Below are 14,456 nucleotides of genomic sequence, written 5' to 3' on the forward strand. Positions count from 1 at the left end.
TACCTTATGTGACAGATTTGATTTTCAGGCGGCTGCAATCGAGCGTGCGATGCTTGAGTGCGGGCAGGCTGCTGCGCAGACTGGCCTGATAATCCGGGTTGATGCCGGCCATGACGATGCCCGAGCCACGCGGCAGGCGATCCAGCACCACGCCCCACGGGTCGACGATCATGGTGTCGCCATGGGTTTCGCGTCCCGATAAGTGATACCCGCCTTGGGCCGGGGCGACGACATAAGCCAGATTCTCGATGGCACGGGCGCGGATCAGGGTCTCAAAATGGGCCTTGCCGGTGGTGGCGGTAAACGCCGACGGCACGAAAATGATATCGACATTATGCATGGCGCGGTACAGCTCGGGGAAGCGCAAGTCGTAACAGATCGACAGACCGATGCGTCCGAACGGGGTATCGAGCACGACGATCTCATTGCCGGGATCGATCGTATTCTCTTCCTGATAGTGTTCCGCACCCAGATCCAGGCCGAATAGATGGATTTTGTCATAGCGCGCAACCTGTTTGCCCTTGTCATCATAGACCAGGCAGCTGTTGCGCACCTTGTCAGGGTTGTCGCAGGCGAGTGGAATCGAGCCGCCGATCAGCCAGACTTTGTGTTTTTTTGCGATATTGGACATGAATTTCTGGATCGGTCCCTTGCCTTCGGTTTCCTTGACAGCGACTTTGTCGGCATCTTTTAAGCCCATGATCGCAAAGTACTCGGGCAGTGCAACCAGTTTCGCTCCCTGCTTGGCTGCGGCAGCGATCAGGCGCTCGGCTTCAGCCAGATTGGCGGCGACATTGGGGCCTGACGCCATCTGGATCGCGGCAACACGAATCACACCGCTATGGGCAGGTTTTTTAGCCGTGCTTCGAGTTTTGGATTTGGCGAAGCTGGACGAGGTATTGCTAGTCATGTTGTATCTCCAAACGGATCGGGTCGGTTGATGCAGCTGTTTTTTTTAATATGATACGCCCAGCGGGAAGTGCCAGGGCAACTAACCACTGCCGTAATTCGTTCGCTGATACGCCTGATTCGTCGGTATCGCTGTAAATAATGGTCATTCTGCTTGTGTCATCGGCAAGCAGCTCGGTAATGCACGGCTTGATGGAAGGCTCGTTGAGTATCGTCATGCCCGAGCGCGGTTGTAACCAGAAAGCGTCGTCCAGCACGCAGGTCTCGGCATGTATGCTTGGGGATGATGTAAGCATCAAGCTTAGGATAGCGAGTTTAATAGTTTGTTCCATTTTTCTGATTTTCATTAATTCGTCCAGCTTTGCTGACTGAGGGGTCGGCCCACGGTCCTGTAATCATATAATCAAATCGCACGGCCTGACCGAACGGATCTTTCAACAGCTTCTGCATCGCATATACGCCTAAACCAACTACCGGCCCGCCTACCAGTGAACTGGCAAAGGCGACGCTCTCACTCAGTTTCGGGGTGATGGAAGCGCGCAGTTGCTGCGTTTGTGTATTTATATCCACGGCACCGCTCATTTGTACTGTGGCCGCGGGTCCCTGCATCAGGAAATCGTTGCTGTAGATGATGCCGCGATCGAGCCTTATCGTAGCGGAAATGTCATCAAAAGCGAAGCCGTTACTAAACACATCACGGAAATCCAGGCCAATGCGGCGCGGTAGCGATTGCAGGCTCAATACGCCCAGCAATTTGGCAGCCCCCGGATCTGCCTTGAGGAACTGCCCGTTGCTGGCTTCCAGGTTGAAATTGCCGGACAGGCTGGCGACTGTCATGTCAACCGGTGTGCCATTCCAGCTTGCCTGCCCGTCAACTACGGCGTGGCCGCGTTTGACGGTATCCGCATGATCGAAACGGTTGAGGAATTGGCCGATGTCATTCACCTCGAAATGGATTTTCGCATCCGTTTGCGGCACGCTTTGCGGGCGCCAGAGAGCAGACATCTGCAATTTGCTGTCGTTATGCGTGAGCTGGATGTGGTCGAAGTCGAGACCGCCCGGAACAGGGGTGGCGCTTACTTCCAGTTTGCCCAGACGGCGGTTGCCCAGTTGCAATTCATCCACGTTCAGCGTGAGTTTCGGCCATTGATTGTTTTCTGACTGGCCGGTGGTTGCATTGCCGGTGCCGGTGGCAGGAATGGTCAGGTTTTTGAAATGGGCATTCAAGGCATTGAACTGGTCACGGGGCGTGCCGGGTGTCCAGGTAATATCCCCTTGCATCGCAGGGCTCTGGATGCTGGAATGCCAGCTGGTTCCTGAGTGTCTGGCGCGGATGGCAACATCGTTAAAGCGGCGCCCGAATACATCAAGCTGATTGATATTGATATTGACTCCGGCAATGGCCGGCAGGTCTTGTCCGGATTTGCTGTCAAGCTGGCCGATCCACCTATCCAGGTCGGAAGCGGCCAGATTGCCGGTTATCCATATGCCGCTTTCATCGGGTAATTCCGCGTTGCCGCCGAAGCGTATCGTGCCGCGTTCGATCTGATTGCGATTGTTCTGTTCGAGCTGCAATAATTTTGCCGTGGCGACTTGCCCATAGCGCAGATCTATCACCGTTTCGCCCGGATTACGGGGACGGGTGCTCACATGCGTCAGTTGACGATTGGCTGCCGCCTTGTTAAATGGCGGCGGTAATGCAATGTCCAGACCCAGCAAATCACTTTCGAAATCCGTGGCATTGGCACGGCCATGGAGCAAATCGATTCTGCCTTGCCATGCCGCACTGCCGGTGACGAATCTGGCTACGCCATTGTCAAGGTAAGGGCTCAAACCGGCAGCATTGAGGCGGCCTTGCAGATTGATGCGGGTAATGCCGTCGGCCATGCTTTGCGTCGACAGGCTGGCCGGGCCGCCGAGCAGACGCAGCGTAATGCCCTGGGCATTGATCCCCTTGTGCGTGAAGTTCAGTTTGCCGCGCACCGCATCGAGCTGCGGCAGCGGTTTGGCGGGGACAATGGTATTGCCAATGAAGGCGAGGGTGCCCGCCAACGTGGTGTCCTGGATATGGCGTAACGGCAACGCGAAATCGAGATTGAGCCTGGCGTCGCCGGTGGCGGTCGCGCCGGCGGTAAGGTTGTCGATCCTGACGGCGATCGGGCTGTTGTTGGTAAAGCGGATAAAATCGGCCAGCGTGCCGGTGGCTTCGCCGCTGACGTTAAGCGTTTCGTCTGTTGCAAACAGGTCGGGAACCACTGCGCTGATGCGGCGCAGATCCGCACCATAAAGTTTTGCGCTGTCGGAAGTGATCGCCATGCGGGTTCCGGTAAAGCGCAAATCGGCGTTGATGTGGTCGATTGCCGGGTATTCGGGTGCCGGTTGCAGTACGCCATCGGCAATTTTGACATTGACTTCCAGAAAGCCGTTTTTATCGTTGTGGAACGGATATTTCGCCAGATCGCCTTTCAAGCGGAACTGCACATTCGTCACTTTGCCATCGAGCACGTTGGTGCGTACCCAGTCATAGGCGGGCTGCTTCACAGCCAGCGGCAAATAGCGATAGGCGGCTTTGCCATTGCCGCGCCAGATGGCGCCGGTCAGGTCGATCACGCCGGGATGTCCGGCCTGCCAGCGGTATTCGCCGAATAAATTGCCGGCGACATCGGCGTTGGCAAAAGAACCCTCAGTGAGTTGAAAACGGTAATCGCTGGCTTGTTTTTGCCATTTGAGCTGGGTGGTCAGCGTGTCAAATACGACATCCGGGTCGAACAGGATGCTGGGCAGGTGCAATCCGACGTGCTGGCTGTTAAGTGCCAGATTGCCGCCTTGGGTATTGGCGTTGATTTGTCCGCTCAACCCGCTAAATCCGGGCGCCGTATTGCTGCCAGACAGGCCAAGCTGGCGGAATTGCCCTTGAATCCGGTAATCCGACGGATGCAACAGGTCGCCTTGCCAGTGGGCGCTGAACTGCTTGAGGCGTCCGCTGGGACGATGCTGATTTAGCGCATCGCGTTGAGCTGCGGATAGCGGGATGTAGGCAGCCAGCCGTGCCACGGATTGCAACCATAGGTCATTGATGCTGAGATCGCCGACAGCGGCAGTGCTGGCATTGGCGGGAGCGTAGCGCAGGTAAAAATCGAATGGCGTGACGTATAGAAAATCGCTGGTGCGCAGGCTGACCTGGCGCAAATCCAGCGATTGCGCTGAACCCAGACGTTTCCATTTTACCTTGCCGGTCAGATCGAGCAGATTCAGGCGCGGCAACTCGGCAGCGAATTGCAGCGAGAGCTGATGCAGGGTTGTGTTGGCGGTAATGGCGATAATCTGTTTCCGGGCGATCTGCAGTTGCAGGTCGAGATTGCCGAAGCCGCGGGTAATGCCCAGCGGAAGCGTAATCCAGGGCCGCCATTGCGCCAGATCGGTACGTTCTACGTGCAGATTCAGTGAGCCGCGCCAATCAATGAGCTGGCTGAGGCTGCTGCCGCGGAATTCGCCGCGCAAATCCAGCGGGTTGGCGACCAGCGGCGGTGGAATGGCCGTAATCCGGAATTGATGCCTGCTGCCGCGGTTGGTGAGGTTGATGTTCACTTCGCGCGCCACCAATAACGGTGCCTGCCGCTGGTCGTCCTGCCACGACATGGTGGCATGATTGATCTGGATCTGACGCTGTTTTAACAGCCAGTCGGTGAATTCGCTGTTATTTTGTTTCTGGTTGACTGCGATCCCGGCGACATAAAGCGTGCCATCCTGAGTGCGGTGTACGCTTAGCACCAGATCGTCGACAGTCAGGTTCGCCAAGCGTAATTCGCCATGAAGCAGGCTGGTCCACGACAGCATGGTGTGCACGTCTGTCAGCAGCAAGGCCGGACGGTTGTCCTTGTCGTACACGCGCAACTGCTGGATACGCAGTCGCGGGTGCCATCCCTGCCAGTCCGCCGTTAGCTGGCCGAGCGTGACTTTCTGTCCGGCGGACTGGCTGATCGACGCGGCAATATCGTTGCGCCACTGATCAAGGTTGGGCAAGATCCACAGCCGTAGCGCCAGCACCAGCGCCACCAGGGCGATGGCGACGGGCATGAGGAAGTAGAAAATACCGCGACGAAGCCAGCGGCGGCTAAAAGCCAGCATATTAATGGGATGCTTTGAGCTGTTCCAGTATGGCCGGATTTTCCAAAGTGGAGACGTCCTGGGTAATGTCTTCGCCCCGTGCCAGATTGCGCAACAGGCGGCGCATGATCTTGCCCGAGCGCGTCTTCGGCAGGTTGTCGCCGAAACGGATCTCGTCGGGCTTGGCGATCGGGCCGATTTCCTGGCCGACCCAGTTGCGCAACGCATTGGTGACTTCCTTGATTGCGTCGCCTTCGGGGCGTGCATCTTTCAGCACGACGAACGCGACGATGGCTTCACCCTTGATTTCGTGGGGCTTGCCGACCACGGCAGCTTCGGCGACCAGAGGATGTGCGGCCAGCGCAGATTCAATTTCCATGGTGCCGAGGCGGTGGCCGGACACATTCAGCACGTCGTCGATACGCCCCATGATCCAGTAGTAGCCGTCCTTGTCGCGGTGCGCCGAATCGCCGGCGAGATAGATATTGCCGCCCAGTTCTTCAGGGAAATAGGCTTTCCTGTAACGTTCCGGGTTGTTCCACAGCGTGCGCAACAGCGACGGGAAAGGACGCTTGATGACCAGATAACCGCCTTGCCCCAGCGGCAGCGCATGGCCGTGTTCATCGACTACATCCGCCATGATGCCGGGTAACGGCAAAGTGCAGGAGCCGGGTTTGGCAGCGACGGCGCCGGGTAAGGGCGCGATCATGTTGGAGCCGGTTTCGGTCTGCCACCAGGTATCGACGATGGGGCAGCGTTCCTGGCCGACTTGCTGGTAATACCACATCCATGCTTCGGGATTGATCGGTTCGCCCACTGTGCCCAGCAGGCGCAGGCTGGATAAGTCGTGCCGGGCCGGCAGATCGCCGCCCAGCTTAATTAGCGAGCGGATCGCAGTCGGTGCGGTGTAAAAGGTGGTAACGCGATGATCCTGGATCATTTTCCAGAAACGTCCGGCGTTCGGGTAAGTCGGGATACCCTCGAAAATCACCTGGGTCATGCCCATTGCCAGCGGACCGTAAGCGACGTAGGTGTGGCCGGTAATCCAGCCGACGTCGGCGGTGCACCAGAACACATCGGTCGCAGGCTTGGCATCGAACACCCATTGCATGGACAGGATTGCACCGAGCAGATAGCCGGCGGTGCTGTGTTGCACACCTTTTGGGGTGCCGGTAGAGCCGGAGGTGTAGAGAATGAACAGCGGGTCTTCGGCGTTCATCCACTCGGGTTCACAGCTGCTCGCCATGTCTTTGACGCAGTCATGCCACCACACGTCGCGCCCGGCGTGCCAGCTGATTTCATTGCGGGTGCGCTGATAGACGATCACGCCGCTGACGCATTCGGTGCCGCCGAGGGAGAGAGCTTCGTCTACGGCGGCTTTCAGTGCCACAGCCTTGCCGCCGCGCATGCTGGCATCGGCGGTGATCACCAGCTTGGCCTGGGCATCGATGATGCGTTCGTGCAGAGATTTAGCGGAAAAGCCGCCAAATACCACCGAATGGATGGCGCCGATACGGGCGCAGGCCTGCATCGCGATGACGGCTTCGGCGCCCATGGGCATGTACACCACAACACGGTCACCCTTCTGTATGCCGCGTGCTTTCAGGGCGTTGGCGAAAGCGCAGACCTGGTCATGCAGCTGCTGATAGCTGATGCGGGTCACGTTGCCGTCGTCGGCTTCAAAGATCAGTGCTGTCTGTTTGGCTTTGGCCGGCAGATGACGGTCGATGCAGTTGTAGGAAACGTTTAGCACACCATCATCGAACCAGCGGTAAAACGGCGCATTGGATTCGTCGAGTGTGCGGGTGAAAGGGGTTTTCCAGGTGATGTGCTGGCGGGCCAGATCTGCCCAGAATTGCTCGTAATCCGCCTCGGCCTTGGCGGCCAGGGCCTGGTATGCGGCGATGCCGGAGACATTGGCTTGAGCCTGGAATTCGCTGCTGGGCGGGAAGGAACGGTTCTCATGCAAAACTGATTCGATGTGTGACATTACAAACTCCGTGGTGGGTGTTTAGGGCGGGCCCTTGATGTTAAGTTGCTATTTTAATCCAAATTGAGGTAGAGAGCTTGGCGCTGATGAGGCTGGCTGAAATTAAAAAATCCTCTGGCCGGAGGAGGCCAGAGGATTTTCAGGTTGGTGCAGAATCAGGGATTAAGCTGCGTGTATGCCGGTATTCTGGCGTACATACAATTCTTCCCACATGGCCTCAGCACGCGGATCGCGATACAGCAAGGAACCCAGTATCACCATCAGGAAACCCAGCGGAATCGAAATAAGACCGGGGTTCTTGAGCAGGAAGAACGGCTTCTCCAGGCCCATGATGCTGGTAGTCTGGCCGGCATACTGTTTCAAGTCGTCCTGCGCCTTGCTGATGTCTTTCGTCAGCTTGCCGATCTCCTTGTTGGTTTTGGCGATCGCGTCAGCATCGGTCAGCGTCGGCAGTTGCGCATTGAGCGCGGCCAGCTTTTCCAGCGCTCCCGGTTTGGCCGGGCTGGCCGGAGTCGCCGGTTTGGCCGCCTCGGCCTTGGCGCAGACTGCAAACAGTTCGCATATCAAGCCTTCGCCCGGTTTGGCCGCTACAGCAGGTTTGGCTTCAACGGCAGGTTCGCCTTGCAATACCTTGTTGGCAGCCTTGACGACTTCCTTGGGGTAGGTCATGTTGGGCGAGACCATCACCAGCACGATTGCGGCAATCGCGCCTGACAGCATCCCCAGTACTACGCCGCCGGTATTGCAGCGTTTCCAGTACAGCGTAAGGAATACCGCAGGCAGGTTGCTGGAAGCAGCCACCGCAAAGGCCATGCCGACCAGATGAGCGACGTTCTGCCCTTTGGCCATGATGCCGATGACGATGGCGGCGACGCCAACGATCAGGGTGGAGATGCGAGCTGCCTTGATCTGCTCTTCCTGAGTAGCATGGTTGCCGCGAATCACACCGACGTAGATGTCATGCGCCATTGCCGAAGCGGATGCCAGCACCAGACCGGCGACAACCGCGACGATGGTGGCGAAAGCCACTGCGGCGACGAAGGCGAGGAAGAAGTTGCCCAGGATGGAATGCGCTCCACCGCCCAGATATTGGGCCAGGATAGGTGCAGCCATGTTGCCGCCCTTGTCGAGCGCGATGATATTGGCCGGGCCGACCAGGGTAGCGGCACCCAGTCCGAGGAACAGGGTGATCACATAAAAGCCGCCGATGATCGCCATCGCCCACACCACGGATTTACGCGCTTCCTGAGCGTTTGGTACGGTGAAAAAGCGCATCAGGATGTGCGGCAGGCCTGCGGTACCCAGCACCAGCGCCATGCCCAGCGAGATCTGGTCGATCGGATTTTTCAGGAACAGGCCGGGTTCAAGGAAACGCTGGCCCAATTCTTCCGGGGTCATGCTGGTTGCTGCATTGCCCAGCAGTTTCGCTACCTGTTTCTGCACGCCTTCGTTATGCACGACGCCGTCGAGGAAACCTGGCAGCGAGAAACCGTAAGGCGCCCACACCAGTACCACCAGTACCAGCGAAGCCACGACCAGCAGTATGGCCTTGACGATCTGCACCCAGGTGGTCGCCACCATGCCGCCGAACACCACGTAGGCCAGCATCAGTATGCCAACGCCGATCACCGAAATCTCGTAATCGATGCCGATCAGGGTCTTGATCAGCACGCCGCCGCCTACCATCTGCGCGGTCAGGTAAAAAATCGATACGGTGATGGTGGAGATGGCAGAGATGGCCTTGGTTTTTTTCGGGTCGTTACGGAAAGCCAGGATATCGCCCAGCGTGAATTTGCCGATGTTGCGACAGGGTTCGGCGATGACCAGCAGCACCGTGATGTACGCCACGAGGAAACCGACCGAGTACATGAAGCCGTCATAGCCATACAGGGAGATCAGGCCTGCGATACCCAGGAACGAAGCGGCAGACAGATAATCGCCAGCGATCGCCCAGCCGTTCTGCGCCCCGGAAATGCTGCGCCCGGCAGCATAGAATTCGGCGGTTGTATGTGTCCTTTTTGCGGCCCAGTAGGTGATCGCCATGGTCAGCGCGATGATCGCGCCGAATACAGCCAGGGTGAGGAATTTGTATTCATTGGCGACGGCGCCTTCGCCTGCCCAGCTCATCGAGCTAAGGCCGGCGAGCAACGGGAATGCCGGCCACGCTCGTTTTGTGTTGGTAATATGCATGGTATCAGGCTCCAATTTTGTGTGCGTCATTCATGATTTCCTGCGCCATGCTGTCGAATACGGCATTGGCACGGCGTGAATAAATCAGGGCGATGAACCATGCCACGATGAATTCGGAGAGCGCGAATAGAAGTCCGATATTGACCGGCCCCCATACTTTGATATTGAAAATCTCGGGGAAATACGCGGCGCCAACCGGTAGCAGGAAATAGTAAATGATCGAAAAAACCATCAATCCCCAAAGAAACATCATTTTTTTGCGATGCAGGGCCTGGAAACGCGGATCTGCATCGATCGCTTGCCAGTTCATGTTGTGCGTGGTCATATAGGCTCCAATTGGTATGGTTGCATGTTGTTAAGTGCTGGTTTGAATGAAAGCTGAAACGGCTGCATTGGTATCGTTATGGTGAAACGAACTTGTGGCTGTGCTCAAGTTATGTCTTGAGTTTGATTGTTTCAATTAACCCGGTGGAGTCAAGGTGAGTGATTCTAGTGAATAATACGGTTTTGTGTCAAACACGGAAGTGATGCCCATGAGTGCAATGGATTTAGTGACAACGGCCAGTCAACATTCCCGTTACTTGAGTCGGCTGATTGCCGCCGATGACGGCTTTGGCCCGGCACTGGCAGCGCATCTGGAGGTGCCGTGGGATGCGAGCTCGATGCAGGCGCAACTGGACAGGTTGCAGATCGCCGACGCCGCAGCGTTGCAAGCCACCTTGCGCAAATTGCGCCAGGCGGTGATGGCGCAGATCATTGTGCGTGATCTGGGCGGTCTGGCGGATTTGTACGAGGTGATGCGCATGTGTACCGATCTGGCGCAAGTGGCGGTGCGCTATGCCTTGCGTTACCACACGGCCTGGCTGGCTGAGGACCACGGCATGCCGCTCAATGCAGATGGCACGCCCATGGAGCTGGCAGTGGTGGGGATGGGCAAGCTCGGCGGCGGCGAGCTGAATGTTTCATCGGATATCGATCTGGTGTATCTGTATGCCGCCGAAGGGGAAACCGCAGGGAACAAGCCGATTTCCCATCATCAGTTCTTTGTGTCGCTGGCGAAGAAGATAGGGCTGGCGATCTCCGAGATTACCGCTGACGGCTTCGTATTCCGGGTGGATACGCGCTTGCGGCCGTGGGGCGATTCGGGGCCATTGGCGATGAGTTATACGGCATTCGAGGATTATCTGGTAATCCACGGCCGCGAATGGGAACGTTATGCCTGGATCAAGGGACGCACGTTGACCGGCAGCCGGCTCGACGAATTGAATGCCATCGTTCGTCCGTTCGTATTCCGCAAATATCTGGATTTCAATGCGCTGGCCGCGATGCGCGAACTGCACGCGCAGATCCGTCGCGAAGTGATCCGTCGCGATCGCATCGACAATATCAAGCTCGGACCGGGCGGCATCCGTGAAATCGAATTCATCGCACAGGTGTTCCAGCTGATACGCGGCGGTCAGATACCGGCATTACAGACGCGCGCAACCCTGGCGATACTGCCGATGCTGGCTGCGCGCGGCTCGCTGCCGGAACAGGCCGTCACCGAATTGCGCGAGGCTTATTGTTTTCTGCGCAATCTGGAACACCGTCTGCAATATCTCGATGACGCACAAACCCAGATGTTGCCGACCCGGGAAGAAGACCGCATGCGTATCGCAAAGAGCATGGGTTTTGCAGATTACATCGCGTTTTTACTGGTTTTGAACGAGCACCGCGCCCATGTCTCCAGGCATTTCGATCAGGTGTTTGCCGCGCCGGCCGATAGTGCCGGTCATCCGTTGAGCGCGCTGTGGCTGGGCGTGATTGACGAGGAAGAAGCCAGGCTGCAACTGGCAAAATTGGAATTTGACGATCCCGAAGCGGTTTACCAGCGCTTGCGGCAGATACGCCAGAGCAGCCGCTACGTGGGTTTGCCTGCCAGTAACCGGGTGCGGCTGGATACGCTGGTGCCGCAGCTGATCGAAGTGGCGGCGAGCATGCCGCCGCGCGACAGCACGCTGGCGCGCATCATGGATCTGCTGGAAACGGTATCACAGCGGGCATCGTATCTGGCATTGCTGGTGGAGTATCCGGCGGCTTTGCAGCAGCTTGCCAAGATCTGTGCTGCCAGCCCGTGGGCAGCGCAATACATGACGCGCAACCCGATGCTGTTGGACGAATTGCTGGATACCCGCGTGCTTTATACCCCGCCTGACTGGACGACATTACGGGCTGAGCTGGCGACGCAAATACAGTCGCTGGAAGGCGATACCGAGCGGCAAATGGATGCCATGCGCCATTTTCGCCAGCGCGTGACCTTTCACCTGCTCGCGCAGGACCTTGCCGGCATACTGCCGCTGGAAAAACTGTCGGATTATCTGTCCGATCTGGCTGCGCTGATACTGGAAGCGACGCTGCCGCTGGCTTGGGCGGGCGTGCGCAATCACCATTGCGAAATCCCGCATTTTGCCATTATCGGTTATGGCAAGCTGGGCGGACGCGAGCTGGGCTACGCCTCGGATCTGGATATGGTGTTCCTGTATCAGGATGATGCGCCCGATGCCGCAGAAAACTATGCACGCCTGGCGCAGCGCATCAATACCTGGTTGTCCAGTACCACCGGGGCGGGCGTGTTGTACGAGACCGATTTGCGTCTGCGGCCGGATGGCGCATCGGGTTTGCTGGTAAGCAGTATCAAGGCGTTCAGCGACTATCAGCGCCATCACGCCTGGACCTGGGAGCATCAGGCGCTTACTCGTGCGCGCTTTGTGGCAGGCGATGTGGCGGTGGGTGCGTTATTCGAGCCGATTCGCCGCGATATTCTGACCCAGCCGCGCGATCTCGCCCAATTGCGTGCAGCTGTGCTGATGATGCGGCAAAAAATGCACGACGGGCATCCGAATCACAGCAAGCTGTTCGATATCAAACACGACGCCGGCGGCATTATCGACGTGGAATTCATCGTGCAATACCTGATACTCGCATACAGTTCGGCACACAGTGAACTGACTGTGAACGCAGGCAATCTGGCCTTGCTCACGGTGGCCGCAGAGCTGGGGCTGATTGCAGGCGATTCGGCCGAAGCGGTGCGTGACGCGTATCGTCAATTCCGCCAGTTGCTGCACAGCCTGCGCTTGCAGGGTGCAGATGCCGCCCGGGTCGATATGGCGACGATAGCGGCGCACGTGGATGCGGTTAAAACGCTGTGGACGCAGGTTTTTGGTTCAAAATAAGTTACAATTTCACATTCACTTAATTTCAAGCTTTGGAGTAAATGCAATGTCAATGGCTGACCGCGATGGTTTTATCTGGTACGACGGCAAAATGGTGCCCTGGCGCGACGCCACCACCCACGTTTTGACCCACACCTTGCATTACGGCATGGGTGTATTCGAAGGCGTGCGCGCGTACAGGACCGACAAGGGCACGGCGATTTTCCGCCTGAAAGAGCACACCGACCGTTTGTTCCGTTCCGCCCATATCCTGGGCATGAAAATGCCGTATGACAAAGCCACCATCACCGCCGCGCAGCTGGCTGCCGTGCGCGACAACAATCTCGAATCCGCCTATTTGCGCCCGATGGCGTTCTACGGCGCCGAAGCGATGGGTATCTCGGCCAAGACCTTGTCGACCCACGTCATCGTGGCGGCATGGACATGGGGCGCTTACATGGGGGCGGAAGCACTGGAGCGCGGCATCCGCGTGAAGACTTCCTCGTTTGCCCGCCATCATGTCAATATCACCATGTGCAAGGCCAAAGCCAACGGCAATTACATGAACTCCATCCTCGCACATCAGGAAGCAGCGCAGGACGGCTATCAGGAAGCCCTGCTGCTGGATGTGGACGGTTTCGTGGCCGAAGGTTCCGGCGAGAACGTGTTCATCGTGCGCAACGGCAAGCTGTACACCCCGGATCTGACCAGCGCGCTGGAAGGCATTACCCGTGACACCATCGTGCAGCTGGCCGGCGAAATCGGGCTGGAGGTGATCGAGAAACGCATCACCCGCGACGAAGTATATAGCGCAGACGAAGCCTTCTTCACCGGCACTGCTGCTGAAGTGACGCCTATCCGCGAGCTGGATAACCGCGCGATCGGCAACGGCGAACGCGGTCCGGTGACCAGCCGGCTGCAGAAGATGTATTTCGATTGCGTACATGGCCGCGATCCCAAACATACCGACTGGTTAAGTTATATTTAAGGAATAGATGATGTCCCAGACACCGCATGAACATGACGTGCCGCTAAAGAGTCAGGCGCTGTACGATAACACCGAGCGCTATGTCGAAATCACTGCCAAGGATTTGCCCCTGCAGTGCCCGACACCGGACATGATCGCGTGGAATTCCCATCCGCGCGTATTTCTGGACGTGGAAAAGACCGGCGAAGCGATGTGCCCGTATTGCGGCACGACTTTCCGGCTCAAGGGCGGCCCGGTAAAGCACGGTCATTGATAATCGAAAGATTGAACATCTCATGTCAATGGCACTCCAATAAGCATGACGCTTAATTCGAGGAGGTTGACATGATTTTCCGACAGTTATTTGAGCCGATATCCAGCACATATACCTATCTGTTGGGCTGTGAAACAACCGGGCAGGCAGTGCTGGTCGATACGGTACTGCCCACCTGGCAGCGCGACCTGGCCGAGATCAATGCGCTGGGGCTGAAGCTGGCTTACACCATCGATACCCATATTCACGCCGATCATATCAGTGCCGCGCGCAAGCTGAAACAGGAGACCGGCAGCCGCATCGCGCACCCTGCGCTGGACCGGCTTCCTTGTGCCGATGAAGCTTTGGAAGACGGCAGACCTTTTACCTTCGGCGGCGTGACCATCATGCCGCTGCATACTCCTGGCCACACCGATAATCATTTCGCTTATGTGGTTGACCGCCATGTATTGACCGGCGACGCGTTGCTGATAGACGGCTGCGGCCGTACCGATTTCCAGAATGGCGATGCCCCGACGCTGTACCGCAGCGTGCATCACAAGCTGTTTACCTTGCCGGATGATACGCTGGTGTATCCCGCCCACGATTATCAGGGGCGGCATGTTTCCAGCATCGCGCAGGAGAAAACCCGTAACCCGCGTCTGGGCGGCGACAAGCCGTTGGCCGAATTCGTCGAAATCATGGCCAATCTCAATCTGGCCTATCCCAAATTCATCGATTATGCGGTGCCTGGTAACCGCCTATGCGGCGAATGCCCGCCGGGCGTCCCCGATACGCTGCAACAGTATTGTGAGCAGATCGCCGAAAGTCATCAAGGCTGACGCGGTC

At 57.4% G+C, this 14,456-nt stretch carries 10 protein-coding genes; 4 read left to right on the top strand and 6 right to left on the bottom strand.

All coding sequences use genetic code 11. The features are described from left to right. Positions 1 to 4: 4 nt before the first annotated feature. The 6 genes from CAP31_RS04875 to CAP31_RS04900 form a co-directional block, all read right to left on the bottom strand. Positions 5 to 910, bottom strand: coding sequence for a carbon-nitrogen hydrolase family protein (locus CAP31_RS04875; protein WP_087446510.1), 906 nt, complete (start codon positions 908 to 910; stop codon positions 5 to 7). Further along, positions 903 to 1,256, bottom strand: coding sequence for a hypothetical protein (locus tag CAP31_RS04880; RefSeq protein ID WP_157662654.1), 354 nt, complete (start codon positions 1,254 to 1,256; stop codon positions 903 to 905). Before CAP31_RS04880 ends, CAP31_RS04875 begins: the two co-directional genes overlap by 8 nt. Continuing rightward, positions 1,225 to 5,037, bottom strand: a complete 3,813-nt coding sequence (locus tag CAP31_RS04885) for a YhdP family protein (protein ID WP_087446512.1) — start codon at positions 5,035 to 5,037, stop codon at positions 1,225 to 1,227. Before CAP31_RS04885 ends, CAP31_RS04880 begins: the two co-directional genes overlap by 32 nt. Before the next feature lies 1 nt (position 5,038). Further along, positions 5,039 to 7,006 (bottom strand): acetate--CoA ligase, encoded by a 1,968-nt coding sequence (acs, locus tag CAP31_RS04890; protein ID WP_087446513.1) that lies wholly within the window; start codon positions 7,004 to 7,006, stop codon positions 5,039 to 5,041. Positions 7,007 to 7,168: 162 nt separating this feature from the next. Continuing rightward, on the bottom strand, positions 7,169 to 9,226 hold the full coding sequence (locus tag CAP31_RS04895; RefSeq protein WP_223247370.1) for a cation acetate symporter: 2,058 nt from the start codon (positions 9,224 to 9,226) through the stop codon (positions 7,169 to 7,171). Further along, on the bottom strand, positions 9,201 to 9,521 hold the full coding sequence (locus tag CAP31_RS04900) for a DUF485 domain-containing protein (protein WP_087446514.1): 321 nt from the start codon (positions 9,519 to 9,521) through the stop codon (positions 9,201 to 9,203). The genes CAP31_RS04895 and CAP31_RS04900 overlap by 26 nt, the downstream gene beginning before the upstream one ends. Positions 9,522 to 9,729: 208 nt before the next feature. Between CAP31_RS04900 and glnE the strand changes: the two genes are divergently transcribed. The 4 genes from glnE to CAP31_RS04920 all read left to right on the top strand — a co-directional run bounded on the left by glnE (position 9,730) and on the right by CAP31_RS04920 (position 14,449). Further along, positions 9,730 to 12,408, top strand: a complete 2,679-nt coding sequence (gene glnE, locus CAP31_RS04905) for a bifunctional [glutamate--ammonia ligase]-adenylyl-L-tyrosine phosphorylase/[glutamate--ammonia-ligase] adenylyltransferase (RefSeq protein ID WP_223247371.1) — start codon at positions 9,730 to 9,732, stop codon at positions 12,406 to 12,408. Positions 12,409 to 12,454: 46 nt separating this feature from the next. Next, the gene (locus CAP31_RS04910) at positions 12,455 to 13,375 is read left to right on the top strand and encodes a branched-chain amino acid transaminase (RefSeq protein ID WP_189836642.1); all 921 of its coding nucleotides are present in this window, start codon (positions 12,455 to 12,457) and stop codon (positions 13,373 to 13,375) included. Between the two features lie 10 nt (positions 13,376 to 13,385). After that, positions 13,386 to 13,628: a zinc-finger domain-containing protein gene (locus CAP31_RS04915; RefSeq protein ID WP_087446516.1), complete on the top strand. Its 243-nt coding sequence runs from the start codon at positions 13,386 to 13,388 to the stop codon at positions 13,626 to 13,628. A 71-nt stretch (positions 13,629 to 13,699) separates the two neighbouring features. After that, positions 13,700 to 14,449, top strand: a complete 750-nt coding sequence (locus tag CAP31_RS04920; protein WP_087446517.1) for an MBL fold metallo-hydrolase — start codon at positions 13,700 to 13,702, stop codon at positions 14,447 to 14,449. Positions 14,450 to 14,456 lie beyond the last annotated feature (7 nt).

Source organism: Sulfuriferula sp. AH1 (assembly GCF_002162035.1).
In the GTDB taxonomy this organism is placed as follows: Bacteria; Pseudomonadota; Gammaproteobacteria; order Burkholderiales; family Sulfuriferulaceae; genus Sulfuriferula.